Source organism: Streptomyces sp. NPDC051109, assembly GCF_044455885.1.
Classification (GTDB): domain Bacteria; phylum Actinomycetota; class Actinomycetes; order Streptomycetales; family Streptomycetaceae; genus Streptomyces.
In genome coordinates this window covers 57,081-76,741 of sequence record NZ_JBITFF010000014.1, presented here as the reverse complement: position 1 = coordinate 76,741, position 19,661 = coordinate 57,081, and the positions used below count along the sequence as shown (strand labels likewise).

General features: G+C 71.6%; 21 protein-coding genes. 11 read left to right on the top strand and 10 right to left on the bottom strand.

Going from position 1 to position 19,661, the window contains the following annotated elements; translation table 11 throughout:
• The first annotated feature begins 176 nt into the window (after positions 1–176).
• Positions 177–1,355 carry an NAD(P)/FAD-dependent oxidoreductase gene (locus tag ACIBAD_RS24705; RefSeq protein WP_398908449.1) on the top strand — a complete coding sequence of 393 codons (1,179 nt, stop codon included), beginning with the start codon at positions 177–179 and terminating at the stop codon, positions 1,353–1,355.
• A gap of 29 nt (positions 1,356–1,384) precedes the next feature.
• Entirely contained in the window at positions 1,385–2,341 is a 957-nt protein-coding gene (locus tag ACIBAD_RS24700) for a sigma-70 family RNA polymerase sigma factor (protein WP_398908446.1), read from the top strand.
• Between the two features lie 77 nt (positions 2,342–2,418).
• On the opposite strand, the gene ACIBAD_RS24695 is transcribed toward ACIBAD_RS24700, so the two are convergent.
• Positions 2,419–3,876 (bottom strand): glycosyltransferase 87 family protein, encoded by a 1,458-nt coding sequence (locus ACIBAD_RS24695; RefSeq protein WP_398908444.1) that lies wholly within the window; start codon positions 3,874–3,876, stop codon positions 2,419–2,421.
• A gap of 426 nt (positions 3,877–4,302) precedes the next feature.
• Here ACIBAD_RS24695 and ACIBAD_RS24690 point away from each other — a divergent pair, with 426 nt between their 5' ends.
• Together ACIBAD_RS24690 and ACIBAD_RS24685 are read left to right on the top strand one after the other, a co-directional pair.
• Positions 4,303–4,887 carry a TetR/AcrR family transcriptional regulator gene (locus ACIBAD_RS24690; protein WP_398908442.1) on the top strand — a complete coding sequence of 195 codons (585 nt, stop codon included), beginning with the start codon at positions 4,303–4,305 and terminating at the stop codon, positions 4,885–4,887.
• A gap of 84 nt (positions 4,888–4,971) precedes the next feature.
• Positions 4,972–5,952 (top strand): zinc-binding dehydrogenase, encoded by a 981-nt coding sequence (locus ACIBAD_RS24685; RefSeq protein WP_134067556.1) that lies wholly within the window; start codon positions 4,972–4,974, stop codon positions 5,950–5,952.
• Between the two features lie 201 nt (positions 5,953–6,153).
• Here the strand turns inward: ACIBAD_RS24685 and ACIBAD_RS24680 are convergent, their stop codons facing one another.
• From ACIBAD_RS24680 to ACIBAD_RS24670, 3 genes are all read right to left on the bottom strand, one after another.
• Complete coding sequence (locus ACIBAD_RS24680) at positions 6,154–6,774, bottom strand: DUF2064 domain-containing protein (protein WP_134067554.1); 621 nt, start codon at positions 6,772–6,774, stop codon at positions 6,154–6,156.
• Positions 6,771–7,487: a glycosyltransferase family 2 protein gene (locus ACIBAD_RS24675; protein ID WP_398908439.1), complete on the bottom strand. Its 717-nt coding sequence runs from the start codon at positions 7,485–7,487 to the stop codon at positions 6,771–6,773. The genes ACIBAD_RS24680 and ACIBAD_RS24675 overlap by 4 nt, the downstream gene beginning before the upstream one ends.
• 331 nt (positions 7,488–7,818) lie before the next feature.
• A complete protein-coding gene (locus tag ACIBAD_RS24670; protein ID WP_398908437.1) occupies positions 7,819–8,883 on the bottom strand; it encodes an NAD-dependent epimerase/dehydratase family protein in 1,065 nt (354 codons plus the stop codon).
• Between the two features lie 387 nt (positions 8,884–9,270).
• On the opposite strand from ACIBAD_RS24670, the gene ACIBAD_RS24665 reads away from it, so the two are divergent.
• Positions 9,271–10,410, top strand: a complete 1,140-nt coding sequence (locus ACIBAD_RS24665) for a sulfite oxidase (RefSeq protein WP_398908435.1) — start codon at positions 9,271–9,273, stop codon at positions 10,408–10,410.
• Between the two features lie 341 nt (positions 10,411–10,751).
• Here ACIBAD_RS24665 and ACIBAD_RS24660 read toward each other — a convergent pair whose 3' ends face one another.
• Positions 10,752–11,048 (bottom strand): hypothetical protein, encoded by a 297-nt coding sequence (locus ACIBAD_RS24660; protein ID WP_134067546.1) that lies wholly within the window; start codon positions 11,046–11,048, stop codon positions 10,752–10,754.
• 251 nt (positions 11,049–11,299) lie between these two features.
• Here ACIBAD_RS24660 and ACIBAD_RS24655 point away from each other — a divergent pair, with 251 nt between their 5' ends.
• Entirely contained in the window at positions 11,300–11,488 is a 189-nt protein-coding gene (locus tag ACIBAD_RS24655) for a hypothetical protein (RefSeq protein ID WP_398908433.1), read from the top strand.
• Complete coding sequence (locus tag ACIBAD_RS24650) at positions 11,485–13,200, top strand: serine/threonine-protein kinase (protein ID WP_398908431.1); 1,716 nt, start codon at positions 11,485–11,487, stop codon at positions 13,198–13,200. Before ACIBAD_RS24655 ends, ACIBAD_RS24650 begins: the two co-directional genes overlap by 4 nt.
• Positions 13,201–13,320: 120 nt before the next feature.
• Here the strand turns inward: ACIBAD_RS24650 and ACIBAD_RS24645 are convergent, their stop codons facing one another.
• The 3 genes from ACIBAD_RS24645 to ACIBAD_RS24635 form a co-directional block, all read right to left on the bottom strand.
• On the bottom strand, positions 13,321–13,818 hold the full coding sequence (locus ACIBAD_RS24645; RefSeq protein WP_134067542.1) for a hypothetical protein: 498 nt from the start codon (positions 13,816–13,818) through the stop codon (positions 13,321–13,323).
• On the bottom strand, positions 13,815–14,990 hold the full coding sequence (locus tag ACIBAD_RS24640; RefSeq protein ID WP_398908429.1) for a molybdopterin-dependent oxidoreductase: 1,176 nt from the start codon (positions 14,988–14,990) through the stop codon (positions 13,815–13,817). Before ACIBAD_RS24640 ends, ACIBAD_RS24645 begins: the two co-directional genes overlap by 4 nt.
• 734 nt (positions 14,991–15,724) lie before the next feature.
• On the bottom strand, positions 15,725–15,949 hold the full coding sequence (locus ACIBAD_RS24635; RefSeq protein WP_134067540.1) for a hypothetical protein: 225 nt from the start codon (positions 15,947–15,949) through the stop codon (positions 15,725–15,727).
• 421 nt (positions 15,950–16,370) lie between these two features.
• Here ACIBAD_RS24635 and ACIBAD_RS24630 point away from each other — a divergent pair, with 421 nt between their 5' ends.
• Both ACIBAD_RS24630 and ACIBAD_RS24625 read left to right on the top strand, forming a co-directional pair.
• Positions 16,371–16,934, top strand: coding sequence for a papain-like cysteine protease family protein (locus tag ACIBAD_RS24630; protein WP_134067538.1), 564 nt, complete (start codon positions 16,371–16,373; stop codon positions 16,932–16,934).
• A 10-nt stretch (positions 16,935–16,944) separates the two neighbouring features.
• Positions 16,945–17,817: an LPXTG cell wall anchor domain-containing protein gene (locus tag ACIBAD_RS24625; RefSeq protein ID WP_134067536.1), complete on the top strand. Its 873-nt coding sequence runs from the start codon at positions 16,945–16,947 to the stop codon at positions 17,815–17,817.
• Between the two features lie 62 nt (positions 17,818–17,879).
• Here the strand turns inward: ACIBAD_RS24625 and ACIBAD_RS24620 are convergent, their stop codons facing one another.
• Complete coding sequence (locus tag ACIBAD_RS24620) at positions 17,880–18,170, bottom strand: hypothetical protein (protein ID WP_398908671.1); 291 nt, start codon at positions 18,168–18,170, stop codon at positions 17,880–17,882.
• Here ACIBAD_RS24620 and ACIBAD_RS24615 point away from each other — a divergent pair.
• On the top strand, positions 18,094–18,264 hold the full coding sequence (locus ACIBAD_RS24615) for a LuxR C-terminal-related transcriptional regulator (protein WP_398908662.1): 171 nt from the start codon (positions 18,094–18,096) through the stop codon (positions 18,262–18,264). The two genes, ACIBAD_RS24620 and ACIBAD_RS24615, sit on opposite strands and share 77 nt — an antisense overlap.
• A 69-nt stretch (positions 18,265–18,333) precedes the next feature.
• On the opposite strand, the gene ACIBAD_RS24610 is transcribed toward ACIBAD_RS24615, so the two are convergent.
• Positions 18,334–18,519: a hypothetical protein gene (locus ACIBAD_RS24610; RefSeq protein ID WP_134067534.1), complete on the bottom strand. Its 186-nt coding sequence runs from the start codon at positions 18,517–18,519 to the stop codon at positions 18,334–18,336.
• Positions 18,520–18,673: 154 nt separating this feature from the next.
• Between ACIBAD_RS24610 and ACIBAD_RS24605 the strand changes: the two genes are divergently transcribed.
• On the top strand, positions 18,674–19,438 hold the full coding sequence (locus ACIBAD_RS24605) for an SAM-dependent methyltransferase (RefSeq protein ID WP_398908425.1): 765 nt from the start codon (positions 18,674–18,676) through the stop codon (positions 19,436–19,438).
• The last annotated feature ends 223 nt before the right edge of the window (positions 19,439–19,661 follow it).

Genomic DNA, 19,661 nt, shown 5'->3' with positions numbered 1-19,661 from the left:
GGCGCCGGCGTCGGAGGAAAGCAGCTCGGCTTGCAACTGCGCCTCCTGGTCGTGGCGCGCGTCCGCCGGACGACACCCTTGCAGTCTGTGGCCCATGTCACACGAGGTTCCTGTCAGCAATCGGGGCGCTGTTCCGCTCAAGTCACCGAGAGCAAGCGAGCCGACAGGAGCATCACATGAAGCACCGCATCGTCGTCCTCGGCGCCGGATATGCCGGGGCCTACGCCGCCGGGACCCTGGCCCGTCGGCTGTCCCCGGCGGATACGGAGATCACCGTGGTCAACGCCGAGCCGGACTTCGTCCAGCGGCTGCGGCTGCACCAGCTCGCGGCCGGTCAGGAGATCGAGGCACCGCACCTCGCCGACGTCTTCGCGGGCACGGGGATACGGCTGCGCCTGGCCCGTGTCACCGCCGTCGACCCCGAGCGCCAGGTCGTCGCCGTGGCCGACGCCGACGGCGGCGGCGAGCTCGGCTACGACACGCTTCTCTACGCGCTCGGCAGCCGCGTCGCCGACCACGGCGTCCCCGGCGTCGCCGAACACGCCTTCCACGTCACCAGTCGTCCGGCGGCGCTGCGCCTGCGCGAGCACCTGGACGGCCTGGGCAAGCGGGACGGAGGCGGGAGCGTCCTGGTGGTGGGCGACGGGCTCACCGGCATCGAGACCGCCACCGAGATCGCCGAATCCCGGCCCGGCCTGTCGGTGTCCCTGGTCGCCCGCGGCGAGCTGGGCGCCCCGCTCTCCACTGGGGCCCGGCGCCACCTGCGCCGAGCCTGTGACCGGTTGGGCATCACCGTCCTGGAGCACACCAGCGTCGAGGCCGTCGAAGCGATGGGGGTGCGGTGCGCCGACGGGACCACCCTGGCGTCCGACGCGACCGTGTGGACGGCCGGGTTCGCGGTCGACCCCATCGCCGCCGCAGCCGGACTGGAGGTCACCGGCGACGGTCGGATCGTCGTCGATCGCACGATGCGGTCGCTCTCGCACCCGAACGTCTACGCCGCCGGTGACAGCGCCCACACCATCGGCGACAACGGCCGGCCGCTGCCGATGTCCTGCGCTTCCGCCGGCTTCACCGGCCTGCAGGCGGTGAAGGCCATCGTGGGAAGCCTGACCGGCGGCAAGACGGCGAACGTCAAGCTGGGCTACCCGGGCAACCACATCAGCCTCGGGCGGCGGGACGGCATCCTGCAGATGGTCGACGGCGAGGCGCAGGCGAAGCCGAAGTACGTGGCCGGCCGGAATGCCGCGCGGATCAAGGCGGCCATCCTCAAGATGTCGCTGTGGACCACCTCGCACCCCACGTTCGGCCTGCCGCAGCGCAAGCGCCACCTGGCCGCCGCGAGCCCGGCATGATCGGCGAGACACCCCCTTGGTCGATCCCCGTGGACAGCAACGCCCCCGACCGCTTCGACACCAGTCGGTTCGAGGCCGGCCGCAACCGGCTGGCCTCGCTGGCGTACCGACTGCTGGGCTCGGCCGCCGACGCCGAAGACGTCGTACAGGACGCGTTCCTGCACTGGCAGGCCGCCGACCGGCAGCGGATCAAGGTGCCGGAAGCATGGCTGACCAAGGTCGTCACCAACCTGTGCCTCGACCGGCTCCGCTCGGCACGGGCCCGCCGCGAACGCACCGTCGGCGCCTGGCTGCCCGAACCGCTCCTCGACGGCGACCCGATGCTCGGCCCGGCCGACACGTTCGAGCAGCGCGAAACGGTCTCCCTCGCCGTGCTCACCCTCATGGAACGCCTCTCACCCCTGGAGCGTGCCGTCTACATCCTGCGCGAGGCGTTCTCCTACGGCCACGCCGAGATCGCCGAGATCCTCGACATCACCGAGGCCGCAAGCCAGCAGCACCTCCACCGGGCCCGGCGCCGCATCACCACGGCGCGCCGCGGCAGCGGCGAACTCGACCCGGCCTCCGCGCGCAGGATCGTCGAGGAATTCCTCGCCGCCGCCTCCTCGGGCCGCACCGAACGGCTGGTGGCGCTGCTCACCGACGACGCCACCGCGATCTCCGACGGCGCCGGCCTCACCAGGAAGCTGCTGCAGTACGACACTCCGGAGCGCATCGCCGCCGTCGCACGGGCCGGCTTCAGGTCCACGCCCGCGAAGCAGCGACTCGCCGGAGGGGTCTCCGAGGTCCACTTCGCGCTCGTCAACGGCGCCCCCGCCCTCCTCTTCGTGCCGGGCGGCAAGGTCGTCGGCGCGGTGACGTTCGACGTCAAGGACGGCAAGATCGAAACCGTGCGAGGCATCGCCGCCCCTGCCCGCCTCCTCCGCCTCACCGACGCCTGGCGGCAGCATGAACCGGACGCGCCGCCGCTCATCACCGAGTGGTGACCCGGCGCCCGCCGCGGCCAGACGCAGCACCCGCACCGTGTCGAACCGTTCCCGGGTTCCCGGGGCCGGCAGGGGATTCAGACCGGGTACGGATGCTGCGACGCCGTGGCCGGGGCCCCGGCACCCCTGACCCTGGCTCGCCGCCGGACCCAGGCCATCAGGAGGACGAGGGCCGCCGCCGCGCCGTACGCGATGTTGCTCAGCGAAGGCTGGAAGTGGAGCGTCGGGGCGAGGACGTAGACGGCGGCGCCGGCGAGGGGGATGCCGAGCCATTCCCAGCGTCCGTCCAGCGCCACGAGGGCGATCAGGAGCAGCGCGTACCAGGAGTAGCCGGGGGTGAGGAGGACGAAGGTCCAGCCGGTGACCAGCAGAGCGCCGCTCCAGGGGCGTCGCGGGTCTCCGCGCCACATCACGTACAGGGACACTGCCGCGACGATGACGAGTAGCACGGGGAAGGCCCAGGTGTCTGGCAGGACCAGGCGCAGGAGCGAATAGCGGGACCCGGCCGAGGCGTCGTCGTAGCCCTCCTCCTCGACGTAGCCGCCGAGGTAGCCGAAGACCGATCCGTGCGAGAGGAGGACGTACGGGAGGTAGGCGACCACGACGAAGGCGGCGGCGGGCAGGAGTACGGCGGCCGCGTCACGGACGCGGCGGACCCCGGACAGCGCCCCGGGGAGGACGACGGCCGGCATCAGCTTGGCGGCGACGGCGGCCCCGATCAGCACGCCGCCCGCCGCCCGCCGGGCCGGCGCCCGGGAGGCGACGAGGCCGAGGCCGGCGACCGTGAGGAGCACGCCCAGGACGTCGACGTGCGCGTTGTTGACCGCTTCGACGGGGACGGCCGGGCACCAGGCCCAGTACGCGGCCTTGCGGAGGTCGTCGCCGCGCCGTCGCAGGATCAGGAGGAGGGCGCCGGTGACGCCGAGGGAGATCAGGGCGGCGCCGATCTGGAGCGGCTTGTGCCGGGAGTCGGCGGGGGAGAGCCGGTCGACGGCCAGGAAGTACACCTCGGCGACTGGCGGGTAGATGGTGGGGACGGCGGGCCTGTTGATGCGGGTGCAGTGGGGCTCGCTGCCGGTGTGGGGGATGGCGGGGCGGTCGGGCCCTTTGCAGGCTGCGCCGGTGGGGAAGAGCCAGGGGTCGCGGAGCCGGGCGAGCGCCGGATCCTGGGGGGTGTGGTCGTACGGGGAGACGCCGGCGGACTGGACCCTGCCGTCCCAGGCGTAGCGGTAGGAGTCGGTGCTGGTCCGCGGCGGCCCCATCAGCCCGGTCAGGGTGACGGCGACGGCCCCCGCGGCGATCAGCCACGCGACGCGGCGGGCCGGGACCCGGCGCAGCGCCAGCAGCGCGACGGTGAAGAGCACCCAGCAGGCCGCGTACCACCAGAACAGTCCGACGGGGTCGCTGGAATAGCCCCCGTACAGGATGGTGCGGGCGAGGAGCGTCGTGAGTGCGGCAAGGGCGAGGGCGGTGGTCACCGGCGCGGTGCGAGGAGTGGGGGAGGTGGGGGTGGTGAGGGCGGTGAGGGCTTTCACCTGCGGAATCGTTCCAGGGATCGGCTCTCCCGTGGGCCGTGCCGTCTCGGATGTCCGTGTTCCGTAAGGTGTTCCGGCAGCCTGCTCGGGCCTCGTCGGGGGTGCGATGGGGGCATGCGTTTCACCCTGCCCTCCGGGCCGCCCGTCGCCTTCAAGGCGCGCCTGCAGGATGCCCGCCCCGGATCGCCGTCGGCGGCCGCGTTGGCCTTGGTCTTGGCCTTGGCCTTGGCCATTGCCGTCTGCCGGCTCCTCCTGGGCTCGCTGATCCTGCACCTCGCCGTGCGATCTCCGAAGATCCGCGACCCCTTCACGCTGCGCTCCTGCGGAACCCCGGCCCGCCCGGGGCCGACGGGCCGGACCGGCGGCCCCGGGCGGAGGGGGTGCCGGCGCGTTGTTCTTGAATGGTCATTCATGTATCTTCCTCTCATGCCCAGACCACGAGAGTTCGAGCCCGATGCCGTTCTGAACGTGGCCATGCTGCGGTTCTGGGAGCGCGGGTACCGGGCAGTGTCCGTCGAGGACCTGGTGAAGGCGACCGGGGTCAAGCCCGGCAGCCTCTACAGCGCCTTCCCGGGCGGCAAGCGTGCCCTGTTCCTGAAGTCGCTGGAGCGGTACTCGAAGCTGGTCGTGCCCCAGAAGCTGGGCGAACTGGAGGCTTCTGGCGCCTCGGTGGGCGAGATCCGCGGCTACTTCGACGGGCTGGTGCGCGATCTGCTCAGCCCCGAGGGCCGGCAGGGCTGCCTGCTCGTCAACACGGCCATCGAGAACGCCGCCGAGGACGACGAGGCGGCGGCCGTGGTCCGCGGCCACCTGGCGCGGCTGGAGCGGTGCATGACGCACGCGCTGGAGAACGCGGTCCGCAGGGGGCAGGTCCGCGCCTCCCTGGACTGCGCCGGCAGCGCCAAGCTGCTGGTGGCCACCTGCCAGGGGCTCATGGTCGTCGGGAAGGCGAACCCCGACGAGGCGCTCCTGCGCGCGATCGTCGACAACGCCTTTACCGCTCTCGCCTGACGGCGAGGCGCACGGGCCACCGTTCGCGGTGGCCCCTTTCTTCGCACCGATAGTTGAATAGCCGCTCAAGAATGGACTCGGTACATGAAGGCCATCGTCATCTCCGCCCACGGCGGACCCGAGGTGCTCACCCTCACCGAACTGCCCGACCCCGTGCCCGCCGACGGCGAAGTGCTGATCCGGGTCGAGGCGTTCGGCCTCAACCATGCCGAGGCGTACATGCGCAGCGGTGCCTGGGGGAAGGTCGCCGCCGTCCCCGGAATCGAGTGCGCCGGCGTGGTGGAGGCCGACCCGTCCGGCGAACTCACCGTCGGGACACGGGTCGTGGCGATACTCGGCGGCATGGGGCGGACCCGCAACGGAAGCTACGCGGAGCTGGTGACCGTACCGGCGACCAATGTGGTGGCCGTCCGCTCTCCGCTGGACTGGGCCGATCTCGCGGCGGTTCCCGAGGTGTACGCGACGGCATGGAGCGGCCTGTTCGGCAATCTGGACCTGCGGCCGGGCGAGACCGTCCTGGTGAGGGGAGCGACCTCCTCGCTCGGCCAGGCCGCGGTCAACCTGGCGGTCGACCACGGCGCGATCGTCCTCGCCACGACCCGCGACCCGCTGCGGGCGCCCCTGCTGAGGGAACTCGGCGCCGCCGACGTGCTCATCGACGACGGCGCGCTCGCCGCCCAGGTCGCGGAGCGGGAGGTCGGCGTCGACGCGGTGTTCGACGTCGTCGGCAACAGCGTCCTGCGTGACTCTCTGGCCCTGGTCCGGCCGCGCGGCCGGGTCTGCCAGCTCGGCTTCCTCGGCGGCTTCGAGCCCGTACGCGACTTCGACCCGATCGCCGACCTCCCCAGCGGAGTCCGGCTCAGCTTCTTCGGCAGCGCCTTCGTCCTGGGCACCCCCGCATTCCCGCTCACCGACGTACCGCTGGACGAGATCTACGCCAAGGTCCAGGCCGGTGTCCTGCGGGCCCGCCCCACCCGCGTCTTCCGGTTCGAGGAGATCGTGGAAGCCCATCGGGCCATGGAAGCCGGAGAAGCCCTCGGGAAGATGGTCGTCACCGTCGGCTGAAGCCCCAGCCCCTCCGGCGGCCCAGCGAGGGGTGCCTGGCGAGAGTCAGCGACTCCGGGTGGGATCCGCACTGCTGCGGATCCCCCCCGGCTGTTCGCCGCTCGGCATCCCGTCAGCGAGTGAGGTGCACGAAGTCCGACCGGCGCGGGGACCTGCCGCCCGCCCGCTCGGTACGGCCCACGGGCCCGGCGAGCCGGGCGGTCATCGCGTCACCGCGCACAGGCCGTGGTGCAGGGCGGCGAAGCGCGTCCGAGGGGCTGCGGCCGCGACCCGTTCCGCGTCGGCGGGCGTGTCCACGTCGCACAGCTCGGGCAAGTCCCGTACGGAAAGCCCCGCACCGGTCAGGCGCTGCCGCTGGACCTCGCCGGTGTGGTCCACGGACATCGGGACGCCGAGCAGCAGGGCCGGGTCGGGGACGGCGAGGCCGAGGGCCCAGAACCCTCCGTCGTCGGCGGGCCCGAACCAGGCGTCCGCCTCGGTGAAGTCGAGCCCGGGCGCGAGCAGGCCGGGAGTGACCTGTGGGGTGTCCATGCCGATCAGCAGGGCCGGCCCTTCGGCCAGGGCGAAGGCCGCGGCCAGTCGGACGTCCAGGCCACCTGTGCACTGCGGGACGACCTCGATGCCCTCCGGGATCCAGGGACCCGGCTGTCCGTCGAGGACCAGGACACGCCGCTCGGCCGGGGTCGCCAGGACCGTCGCGAGGGTGTCCTGGAGTGAGGCGAGGGCCAGGTCGGCTGCCTGCTGCGGGGTGAACCGCGTGGTCAGTCGGGTTTTCACGCGCCCGGCGACGGGTGCTTTGGCGATGACGAGGAGGGTGCTCATGCGGAGATCCCCCCGGTCGGTGCGGGGCGGGCGCTCGGAGGCTCGGCGAGGACCTTGCGCATGTCCCGTACGGCGTGCCAGGTGCCCCGCCAGGTCCCGGTGACCTTGGACTTCCCCGAGCGGGGCAGGTACGGGACGTCCGTCTCGGCCACCTTCCAGCCCGCGTCGGCGGCCCGTACGACCATCTGGAGCGGATAGCCGCTGCGCCGGTCGGTGAGGTCCAGGCCGAGCAGTGCCTCGCGGCGGGCGACCCGCATCGGTCCGAGGTCGTGGAGCCGCAGGCCGGTGCGGCGGCGCAGCATGCGGGCCAGGGCGATGTTTCCGGCCCGCGCGTGCGCGGGCCACGCGCCGCGGCCCTGCGGGCGGCGCCGGCCGAGCAGGAGATCCGCCTCGCCGGCCGCGACCCGCTCGGCCATGGGCGCGAGCAGGCCGGGGTCCATGGAGGCGTCGCAGTCGCAGAAGCAGACCAGCTCGGCGCGTGCGGCGAGCAGCCCGGCGTGGCAGGCGGCGCCGAAGCCGCGCCGCGTCTCGTGCACGACGGTGGCGCCGAGGGAGCGGGCGATGTCCGCCGATCCGTCGGTGGAGCCGTTGTCGACGACGACGGCCCGCCACCCGGCCGGCACCCGCCCCAGGACCCAGGGGAGGGCTTCCGCCTCGTCGAGGCACGGCAGTACGAGGTCCGCGCGGGGCGGACGACAAGCAGAAGGAGTCACCCTCCACACCGTAGGAACCGAAGGGCGCAGAAAGCGGCCGGAAGACCTTACGAAACGCGGACACCGCGTCGCGCGGCACATGGCAACCAGCGACGAAGCCAACCGAGGCCGGGCTCCCGAGACGCCGCGGGCCGAGTCCTGGTGGCCGCCGGCGATCCGACCGTCTCGGAGGTCGTCGCACCGTGCACCGTGCACCGGGCCGCGGAAGGACCGGCCGCGTTGGAGTCCGCCGCCCTGCACCGGCCCGACCTCGTCGTCTGGTCGGCGCGGACGACTACGTGCCTGCGCAGGCCGTGCTGATCCGGCCGACGACGTCGGCCGGATCCCGGGCTCAGCCGGACGCACCCGCCGACTCGCGCTGGCCCGCCCGGGCGAACTCGGCCATCCCGTCGGCGAAGCCGACCGTCGGACGCCAGCCCAGCTCCCTGCGGAGCCGTGCGGAGTCGGCGGTGATGTGCCGTACGTCGCCGAGCCGGAACTCGCCCGTCACCACCGGCGCCGGCCCGCCGTGCGCCGTGGCCAGCGCCGTGGCCATCTCACCGACCGTGTGGGGCTCCCCGCTGCCGGTGTTGTACACGGCGAGCGCGCCCGCCGTCCGGGCACCGACCGCCTCCAGTGCCACCGCATTGGCCGCGGCCACGTCCCTCACGTGGACGAAGTCCCTTCGCTGTGCGCCGTCCTCGTACACCCGGGGCGCCTCGCCCCGGGCGAGCGCGGAGCGGAAGAAGGAGGCCACCCCGGCGTACGGGGTGTCGCGCGGCATGCCCGGTCCGTACACGTTGTGGTAGCGCAGCGACACCGCCCGACCCCCCACGCACCGGGCCCAGCTCGCCGCGAGGTGCTCCTGGGCCAGCTTCGTCGTCGCGTACACGTTCCGCGGATCCGTCGGCGCGTCCTCGCCGACCAGACCCGGAGCGAGCGAGGCCCCGCAGTCGGGGCAGCGGGGTTCGAACCGGCCCGCCGTCAGGTCCCCGGCCCGACGCGGCCCGGGGCGTACCGTGCCGTGCCGTTCGCACGTGTACCGGCCCTCCCCGTAGACCACCATCGATCCGGCGAGCACGAGCTTGCCCACCCCGGCGGCCGCCATCTCCGCCAGCAGCACCGCCGTACCGAGGTCATTGCAGCCTACGTAGTCGGGGGCATCGGCGAAGTCCTTGCCGAGGCCGACCATGGCCGCCTGGTGGCACACCGCGTCGATTCCGCGGAGCGCCGCTCTGACCGCGTCGGCGTCCCGTACGTCGGCGCGCACGAACTCGGCGTCGGGCAGGGGCGGCGTGCCGGGGTGGGCGGCGGGCAGCAGGGCGTCGAGGACGACGGGGTCGTGTCCTCGGTCCTTGAGGGCGGTGACGATGTGGGAGCCGATGAACCCGGCCCCTCCGGTGACGAGTACGCGCATGCGACGGACGCTACGCAGTGGGGAGCATGCGGGGGGTCTCCCACGCGTGCACGTAAGACTTCCGTCATAGGGGAGCGCTGGGTACGGCGACGGGGGGTGACGGCCGGGGGCTCCTGCCGGATGCCGTCCGTCGCCCGGCATGTCGAGGCGGGCGGTGAGCGGTCGGCGCCACGGGGGAGTGGAGGTGGGTGCGGCGGAGCCGACGACCGGCGGCCCGCGCCGCCGCCCGCTTCCTCCGCAGCGGCTGGTCCACACGTACGAGATCACCGCACGAGCCCGGGCGCCGACCGGTGATGCGCACACGGGCAAGGACCTCGTTGTACGGGTGCCCGCGCAGGACACCGCCGCCGACGTGCCAGTGCGGGCGGCGCACGCGACCATGGGGAAATGGAGCCGTCGTCACTGGGAGATGTCAGTACCCCCGGGCGGGTCGCATCCGCCGGGGAGGGCGTCGGCCTGGACGAGCTGGCCCTCGCCGCCCGCAACCACGGGCTGCCCCTGGAGGCCCTGCGCTACGAGGTCACCCCTGCCGGGCTGCACTACGTACTCGTCCACTACGACATCCCCGCCGCCGACGAAGCCACCTGGCAGCTCACCGTCCACGGCCGGGTCCGCACGCCCCTGGCCCTGGACATGACCGCCCTGCGCGCGCTCCCCGCAGTGACGCACCGGGTCACCATGGAGTGCGCGGGCAACGGTCGCGCGCGGCTGTCCCCGCGGCCCGTGAGCCAGCCGTGGCTGGTGGAAGCGGTGGGTACCGCCGACTGGACGGGAGTGCCGCTGCGCGCAGTGCTCACCGAGGCGGGGGTGCAGCCGGACGCCGTCGAAGCCGTCTTCACGGGCGCGGACCACGGCGTGGAGCGCGGGGTCGAGCAGGACTACCAGCGCAGCCTTCCCCTGCCGCTCGCCATGGGCGCGGACCCTGAGGTGCTGATCGCCTACGCGATGAACGGCCTGCCCCTGCCCCCGCAGCACGGTTACCCACTGCGCCTCGTCGTGCCCGGCTGGTACGGCATGGCACACGTGAAATGGCTCCGGGACATCACCCTGGCAGACGCCCCGTTCACCGGCTTCCAACAGGTCGCGGCCTACCGACTGCGGCAGACGCCCGACGAGCCCGGCGAACCGGTTACGAGGATCGCGCCACGGGCCCTGATGGTCCCGCCCGGCTTCCCCGACTTCATGTCGCGCACCCGCGTCGTGCGACCGGGACCCGTGGCGCTGGAGGGGCGAGCCTGGTCGGGGTACGGGCCGGTCGCGAGGGTCCAGGTCAGCGCCGACGGGGGCCGCACCTGGACGGAAGCCGAGGTGGCCCCGAGGGAGCGGCGCGTGTGGGCTTGGCAGGCATGGCACTGCGACTGGACGGCCACCCCGGGGACGCACACCCTCATCGCGCGCGCCACGGATGCCGAGGGACACACCCAACCCCTCGAACAGCCTTGGAACCGCGGTGGCTTCGCCAACAACCTCGTCCAGCACGTTACGGTCCTGTGCTGCGCCGCGAACCGCTTGCCGCGCAAGTCGTAGCTGCGGGCCCGGGCCGTCCGCTCCTCGGCGGTCGTGCGGTGTGCCACGACAGCTGGGTCTCGGCGCGGGCCCGGTGCGGTGGTGCAGCAGGCCGGCCGACTCGTGCAGGCGCAGCAGAACGGTCAGGACGGGCGGCGGCGTCGTGGTCGTGGACCCCGCGCTCGCAGCCCTCGTCGTACGAGGCTTCAGGGGCGTCGTCGGCTCGTGGGCAGCCCGGCTGTGGCAGGCGGAGCGACGGGCGCCCCAGAAGGGCTCGACGTGCAGCTGCTCGATCGCCTCGATCACGAACCAGGCGAGGACGGCTTGGACAGCAAAGGTTTGTGCGGCACCCCGCTTGGAAATCAGGTGCCGGAGTTGTCGACGAACCCCACGATGTCGAGGTATTCGATTTTGGGCGGGGCGCCATAAATCCCCGTCACCTTGTCGATGAGCTCCTCCGTGAAGAAGGTGCGGCCTTTCTCCTCGTCGTCCCACACGTAGAAGTTCCTTGCCCGACCGCCGTCTTCGTCGAGCATGAAGCTTTTGAAGCGAAGGCCGGCCATGCCTTCGAACGGTGCCCTGAGTTCGCCGGCGATCTTTGCGATGGTTGCACGATCGAACTTGTCGGTCTGTGTGAAAGTCACGAGCACGCCGATCATCGGGCCTCCTGTCGATCCAGTGATACCAGCGGCGGAGCCTAATGCACGTGGCCGGAGATTCCGGTCGTTAGGCCGCAAGTGGGAGGTTTGGCCCGCGGTACCCTATTCGGGCCAGGAGCGCGTCGAATCGGCGAAGCACCGTTCGACCACGGGCCGGTCGCGGTAGAGGACCCGGTCGAAGGCGGGGGGCGGCCGCCCGTGTCAAGTTCCGTGATCTGTACGGTGAACGGGGCTATTCGTACACTCGCGGCGTGAACGAATCCATCGGCTACGCCAAGTGTTCGCTCGACACACAAGCCCGCACCGCCCGGCGCAGCATCCTTCTCGGCGTCGGCGTCGGCGTCGGCGTCGGCGTCGGCGAGGGCCGCGTCTGCCCCGCCTGGGTGACGGCCCACCGCGTGCTGGAACGCCCCCAGGACACGTATGCAGGGGTGCGATGAACTCCCCGGTCTGGCCGAAGCCGCTGCGGCAGGGTGATCCCCGGGCGGTAGGCGATTTTCGGTTGGAGGGGCGGCTGGGCGGTGGCGGGATGGGGCAGGTGTTCCTGGGGCGCTCTCCTGGTGGCCGCCCGGTCGCGGTCAAACTGGTGCGGCCCGAGCTGGCCGAAGATCCCGGATTTCGACGCCGGTTCGCCATAGAGGTCGAGGCAGCCCGCCGGGTCGGCGGGTTCTACACCGCCCAGGTGGTCGAGGCTGACCCCGATGCCGACCCGCCGTGGCTGGTCACCGCCTACATACCCGGCCCCTCCCTCCACCAGGCCGTCGAGACCCACGGCCCGCTGCCCGCGGAGGGGATCGCCGTGCTGGGAGCAGGACTGGCCGAGGGGCTCCGAGCGATCCACGCCTGCAATCTGGTTCACCGCGACCTCAAACCCTCCAACGTGATCCTCGCCGCCGACGGCCCCCGCGTCATCGACTTCGGCATCACCCGCGCACTGGACGCCACATCCCCCACGCTCTCCCGCGCCGTGGTCGGCACCCCGTCGTTCATGTCCCCGGAACAGGCGCGCGGCCACGAGATAGGCCCACCCAGCGACGTGTTCTCCCTCGGACTTGTCCTGGCGTTCGCTGCCACCGGGCGCAGCCCGTTCGGCACCGGCTCGGCCGAAGCGATCGTCTACCGCATCGTCCACGACGTACCCGACCTGACCGGCCTGCCCGCTCATCTGGCGGACCTGGTGCACCGCAGCCTGGCCAAGAGCCCCAGGGACCGGCCCCAGGTGGCCGACATCCTCAGGGAACTCGCCAATCCCACCCGGACGACGGCCCAATGGCTCCCCGCGCCGGTCACCACGATGATCGCGGAGCGGCAAGTGCAGACCCCGCCGGACCCGTTACCGTCGCCTCCTTCTGATCCCGGTCCCCGCGAGGCGGGGACGCCGGGCCGTCCGGACAGCGGACGTCCCAGCGGATCGGCCCCACAGCCGGGGCGGTTCGGCCCCAAGCTCGCATGGATCGGCGTCGCGTGCGCCGTCCTCGTCCTCGGCCTGGTCGCCGCCTTCGCCTTCGCCGGCCTGCCTTCCTTCTCCCACCGGCAGGCGGCCCCCACATCAAGCTCTACGACCACGCCCAGCCCCACCGCCACTCCCACTCCCACTCCCAGCCCCAGCTCCAGCCCCAGCCCGACGCCCAGCCCCAGCGCGACGCCCAAGCCCAGCCCCACCCCGGACGCCGTCAGCGGGGCCTTCGCTGCGATACGGGAGGGCGACTGCTTCCACGTAGGAGACGGACCCCCGGGTGACTTCACCCTCAGCCAGCCGAACGACACGCTCAAGCCGGATACGGTGCCCTGCGACGCGTGGAACGCGTACTACCGCGTCACCAAGGTGGCGCCTACCGGAACTGAGTGCCCAGGGCCTCCCAACGAAGGCAGTGCAGAGTGGGTCCACCACGGCGGCTCCCCTGACATCACCCTGTGCATCGACCGCCAGTTCCGCGTCGGCGACTGCGTCCTCGGCGACGGCGACGGCGGCAAGCTGGACACCGTCCACTTGCTGGAAGGCTGGAACTGCGCCGACTCCCGCATTCCCTCCGGCCGCGACCACCTCGTGCAGATCTCCCGGATCCTCGGCCCCGACAAGCGCGACCAGTGCAACGCGAGCTCGGTCCAAGCCCTCCACGACACCGTGACGTTGTGCCTCAAGGTGGTCTGAGCTCTGTCGATCTTCACGATCGGGTGATCTGCGAGGACCGGCGCGCCCGAGGTCCTCCGCCGTCACGCCACGGCGTCCGGGTGGACCGAGGCCGAACCGGTGGACCAGCGTGCGGGGCCGTCACTTCGTCACGCCGGGGGTCCGCCGCTGAGCACGGTTCCAGTGCCGGGTCCGTACGACCAGGACCAAGGCCGAGGCCGCGAACAGTGCCGCGGTGATCAGCAGCCAGCGTCCGAGGAACCCGTCCGCCGGAAGGGCGGTCGCGGCCGTGTAGTGCTCGACCCGGCGAAGCACCAGGGGCCACCAGACGAGCAGCAGGACTCCGGAGACGAACGCGGGTACACGCACGTGGTTCACGCTCACCCGTGGCACGGGCGGAGTGGGGCCAGGTGCCCGGTTGAACAGCGCTTGCGCCGCCCGGTCGGTCACCGAGTACAGGGGTAGCAGGACCAGGTCGTGGAGGAGGGCCGCTCCGACGAACCACACCGCCACTCCGAGCGTGTTCCCCTCGAACAGGCGCAGACCGGCGTAGACGGCGAGGGCGAAGGAGACCAGTACGAGGAGCAGGTGCAGGGGGGACGCCCCGTAGCGGCGCCGGAAGGCCGTCGGCGCGCTCATGCGGGCTCTCCGAAGGTGAGCCGGGTAACCCATTTGGTGTTGTGGACCCCCGGAGCTCCCGCGACGATGGCCCGAGCCGGGTAGCCGTGGTCGGCGGAGAGGACGGCCCCGTTGACGCGGACGGCCAGGAGGGACCGGTCGTCTCGGACCTGGCTGTCGCTGAGCACGGCCGAGCGGAACGAGCCGCCGCGTTGCACCGACTCCACGAGGGCCTCGGGCGTGTTCGCACCGAGCCCGACGAGTGCGGCCAGATCGGTGAGCCGGACCCCGCCCCACCGCTGGTCGGGGGTCGACCAGCCCTCCACGCAGGCGATGGGCAGAGCCGACTCGTGCTGCGGCAGGGCCAGGAGCTGCTCGTACGTCAGGTCGACCTGGCGCCCCGGGCCGCGTACGGTCAGCCGCCACGCGGGGCCGACGTCGCTGGGCCGGATGCCGACCGAGGCGGCGGTCTTGTTGATCTGGAAACCGTTCGGGCCCGTGCCCGGGTCCCGGCCGTGCGGGGCGAGCAGTGCGGTCTGCCGCCACCATCCGCCGATGCTCTGGCCCGCCGTGACGACCAGCAGCGCGACCGACCCGAGCCCCACCATGGCCAGGGCGCCCCGGCGTGAGATGGTCGGTGCCGCGGGGTCTGGCGAGACAAGCCCGACCGCTTCCTCGGTACCCGCCGCGGGCTCCCCGCGGCGCGCCCGTACGGCCCGCAGGGCCCTGGGCAGCCGGAAGGCCACGTGCACGACGAAGGCGCCGATGAAGACCCAAGCCCCGTAGAAGTGCAGGGTGTAGAAGGAGCCGGGGAAGATGTAGTGGAGCTGGACGTTGAGGATGCCGGTGACGAACTCGAAGCCGGCGCCGCCGACCAGCAGGAGCAGGGACAGCCGATCCAGAGCGTGGCTGACCGAGCGGATCGGCGGCCACTCGAACAACTTGGGAATGACCGACCACAGCTTCGCCAGCAGGACGGGCACGAGGACGATCCCCAGCGTCACGTGTACGCCCTGGGTGAGCCGGTAGAGCCAGTACGGGGAAGTCGGCCAGGAGAACAGGTAGAAGCCGAGCCATCCCTTGTCCGGCGTCTGGTCGTTGACCGCCGCGAGGTCGGGGTTGTACGCCGCGTACGACAGCAGGCCCGTCACGAAGAGCACCGTGACCCCGAACAGCAGGACCAGCCCGAACACCGCGGTCAGCCACGGCCCGCGCAGCGGACTCCGCCAAAACTCCGGACGAGCCGGCCCCGGGGGCGGGCCCGCTCCCAGGGCCGTGCTCCCGGCCTCTCGCAGCCGCTTCAGCGGAGCGGACCGGACCTTCGACGGGGCCGGCTTCCGGGCGCCGGGATCCCGGCCGGGCGGAGGCCCGGCTGCAGGAGGGGCGTCGGCGTTCTCCGACCGCTTGCCCGTCGGCGGTGGCACATCGTCCGGCTGGCCCCGCCCGATGCCGCTCGCGCCCATCGGGCACCTCCATCGACCGCCGATTTCTGGCTTTTCTTCCAATTTCTCCAGCTAGAAGAACATGCCGCACCGGTGCCGCACCTGCTCCGGCGACACGCCAAGTGGGGAATCGCCGCGGTGCTCTCACGTCGCGAGGCCATGCGGCGTGGGCGGCGGGGTGGGTGGACCGGCAGGCCACCGCGGATCGCGAATGCCTCTTCGCGTTCGTGAGCTCACTCAATACGGCGGCGTCCGCGTGCCTGAGTGCGGGCGTTCGAGCAGGGCGTTCGGGCTGGTTTGGTCTGGTCTGGGTGACGGCGGGGGCGGTCCGGCTCCCGCGGTGCGGAAGCTCGCCGGAGCCCAGAACCGGGGATTCCCATGGGTGGCACACCACTTGGAGGCTGCGTGCCGGGCGAACCGGGCCATCCGCTCACGGCGGCCGTTCCGCGCCCGTTCCCGGAACGCGCTGATGACGGATCCGGCTTCTAGCCGCCGCCTCTGTGGAGGAAGAGAAGGAGGTTGTTCGCTTGGGCGGGGGTCAGTTCGACCGGCACTTTCTGGGGAGCCGGCCTCCCATCGGCGATGGCGGTGAGACAGTCCTCGGCTTGCTCGGGTGGGACGCTGTCGAGGATTTCATTGATCAGTTTCATCATTTCCTCGTCAGAGAGTGCTCCCGGATCGGCCGGGTCTTTCGGCTTCTTCTTGTCCATTCCCATCCTTACCGCGTAGTGAGTGTCCGAACCTCCGTGCCTGTGCTGCGGTCGCACCAGAGGGCACCGTTGAGGTCGGGCGGTGTCCCACCATGACGAATCTGCCCACTGGAATCGTTCCGACCCGCTGGCAAGCCATGCGAACGAGCGAGCCCCGATCCAGCGGGCTCGCGCCGTCCTCTTCGGCGGCGCCGTCGGACCAGGCCAACCGGCACAGCGAGGAGCCGGCGTTCGCGGCAGCGTGCCTCGCGTCGGCAGATGGCTGCGACATCGAATGCCCAAATCTCATGATGACCTGACAAATAATCAGTATGGGGTAATTTCACGCAAAGTCCTTATGTGCCTCGGACATGCTGCGCTGTCATATTCCTGCCAGATAGCCCCGTTCATCTCGTTGAACCCATCAGGGGAAGGCAGGAAAATGGGCAGGTTCAGGTACGGAACCACGGCGTCGGCCATCGCGCTGGCCGCCTTGGGATCGCTCGCGGCCGCGGGAGGCACGGCTCACGCGGAAGCGGGTCAGGACACCATCACCATGCTGAAGCAGGAGAAGACACAGTGGTGCTGGGTCGCCTCCGGGCTGACCATCGCCAAGTTCCACGGCTTAGGTTCCACCCAGACGGACTTCTGCAACCGGGCCCAGCCCTACTACGGCTGCAACAACCAGCCCGCCACGCTCGACGACATGGCCAGGGGGTGGAACAGCCTCGGGATGGCACACACCGGCTCGGGCCTGAGCACCGCGGCCACGTTCAACCAGGTGTACACGGACGTCAAGGCGGCCCGGCCGATCGGTGCCCGCATCGGGTGGACGTCCGGCGGCGGCCACATGAACGTGGTCTACGGCTTCGACACGTCGAACACCACGATCGCCGTGGCCGACCCGTGGCCGGACACCACCACGTACACGTGGTGGAACTACAACGACTACGTGAGCAACAGCTCGTCAAAGTGGACCCACTCCCGCATCGGCATCTCCCGCTAAGGCAGGCGACATGCGCGACACCGAAACGTCCATCAAGCGGGCAGCCTCTCGCTCCTCCCGCCTGTCCATCGTCATCGCACTGAGTGCCTCCGCACTGCTGTCCGTCGTCGGCCCGGTCCACGCGGCCCCGGCCAAGGACCCCCTCCCTGCCGACATCCCCGACTATCAGGCTGCCCTGGCCGCGGTGAAGTCCGCCGACGTCCGCAACGCCGTCTGCCGTTTCCTGCGCACTCCGGTGCCCACCGGCGGCGTCGGCGGGCCGGTGGAGACGATCCCCGAAACGGCCGAGCCGTGCCAGGGGCTCCCGGTCTTCACCATCAAGGACCCGGTGGCACGGAACGAGATCACCCCCGGGTTCGTCGCCGGTACCGCCAAGCCGCTGCCCACCGAGGCGATCAAGCTGACGCAGCTGGTCTCCTCGCTGAGCACCACCGTCAACGGCCGCAACGCGACCGTCATGCTCGCCCCCACTCAGGGCGGCGGCTGGCACCTGGCGGCCGTGCGTGACGGCGACGTCGACGCGGCGTACGCCGGCAAGGCCACCGTGGGCACGCTGGTCTTCACCGAGCCGCAGATCCGGGGCTGGTACCAACTCAAGCTCACCACCGTCGAGCCCCTCAACGACCAGGCCCGGGAAGGCCTGGGCGGCCAGGCATCGGTGTCGCTCGGCGACTACCAGAAACTGGTGAAGGCCCGCTACGCCGACAAGCTGCCCGGCTCGGAGTACGACACCAACGGCTACTCCAGTGGCTACGGCACCCAGCGCAAGGCCGACGACGCCTCGTCCTCCGCCCTGCTCCTCGCCGGCGGTTCCAGTGCGGCACTCGCCCTCGCGGGCGGGGTCGTCGTGCTCCGCCGGCGTCGGCGCACGAGCACCAGCTGAGCCCAACCGGTACGTGCCCCCGTTCCATCCCGGCAGCCGGCCGGGACGGAACGGGGGCACGGTCAGGAGCGGTTGGCGTTCGACGGGCCGAAGAACTCGCTCTCCGAGATGCCGACCTGCTCGTCCGCGCCGGTCGCGTGCGCCGACTCGACGATGAAGCGGACCTTCGCGACCTCGCCGACGACGGGAGGCCGCGGTGCCAGGGTTCCGGCTGCGGCGCGGACCGGCTCGGGGGCCCTGACCGGCAGCGAGCGCCGCATCGCGGAGCTGGCCGGGGTGGGGCGGACGAACACCGAGACCCCCGACCTGCTGCACCTGGCCCGCCGTACCGTGGAGACCCATCTGACGAGCACTTACCGGAAACTGGGTATCCGCAGCAGGTCGGAACTGCCCGCCACCCCGGCTCGCACCCGCCCTCCGACCGCCGACACCCCGGAACCCGCCTGACACCTCTTCCCGCCGGCCCGCTCGACGCCCCAGAGGCCGGCGTCCCCGTCGAGTACGGCCGCCGCCGCCTCAGCGGCGTCTGCGACCCCATCCGCGGGCAGGCCGCGTGCCACCCAAGCCGGCGAGGTGCAGCGCGAGTGCGGTGAGACCGATCAGCATGAAGTTGGTCGAGCTCAGGACGTCGTTGGTGGCGATGTGGGCGGCGTTGAGGAGGAATGCGACGAAGAACAGGACTGCGGCGGCGATGCCCAGCATGGACGGGCTCCCTTCGGTCGGTACCGACCGTGTGCCCCGTGCGGGCCGGGCCATGAGTATGCGAAGCCCGTTCCCCGCAAGGGTCCGGATCTTGGCGTGCGCCGAAGGGAAAAGGGTTTGCGTACAAGCAGGGCCTCGGCTTGAGTTCGTGCCCGTGACCGCACTGAATGATCTTGTCCGTCCGGACCGCTATCCCCGCTCGTCCCGCTACGATCCGGCCTGGCTCGTCGGCCTCGACATGGGGCCCAACCCGTTGTGGCTGCTGGAAGACCTGGCCCGAGACCTCGATCTGCGCCCCGGAATGAGAGTTCTCGACCTCGGTTCCGGCAGGGGAGCCACCTCGGTGTTCCTGGCCCGCGAGTACGGCGTGGACGTGGTGGCGGCCGACTGGTGGATCCCCGCCCAGGACGCGGAAGCCGTCTTCACGCAGGCGGGTGTCGAGGACAAGGTGCAGGCCGTGCGCACCGAAGCGCACGTCCTGCCCTTCGAGGAGGAGAGCTTCGACGCCATCGTCAGCATCGACGCCTTCGAATACTTCGGCACGGCGGACGGCTACCTGCCGTACCTGGTGCGGTTCCTGCGCCCCGGCGGCCAACTGGGCGTGGCCACCCCCGCCATGACGCGGGAGGTGCGCGACCTCGGCGCGATCCCGCCGCACATCAAGCGGGTGGTCGGCTGGGAGGCGATCGCGTGGCACACGCCGCAGTGGTGGCGTTTCCAGTGGGAGGTCACCGAGTTGGTGAACGTCACCTCCGCCCGGCTGCAGCCCGACGCCTGGCAGGACTGGCTGCTGTGGAGCCGCGCATGCGCCGAGCACCAGCCGGACGGGGCCAAGGCGAACCAGCCCGTGATCGACATGCTCACCGAGGACGGCGGAGAGTACCTCTCCTTCGCCCTGCTGACCGCCCGCAAGAACTGAGTCCCGGGAGAATCCGCGGGATCCGTACCGCCCGTCGGCCAGCCGTGGGGCCGGGGTGACCTGCCCGGCCCGAAGCCGATCACCACTGCACTGGACCCGATCCGGAAAACCTGCTCGTCAATTGATAGTTGGGGCCTGACGGCGGCGGGGGCCGTGGAGGATGGGCCCGACATGACCGGAGCCCAGGCAAGGACGCGCTCATGTCCGCAGCCCGAGCGGCCGA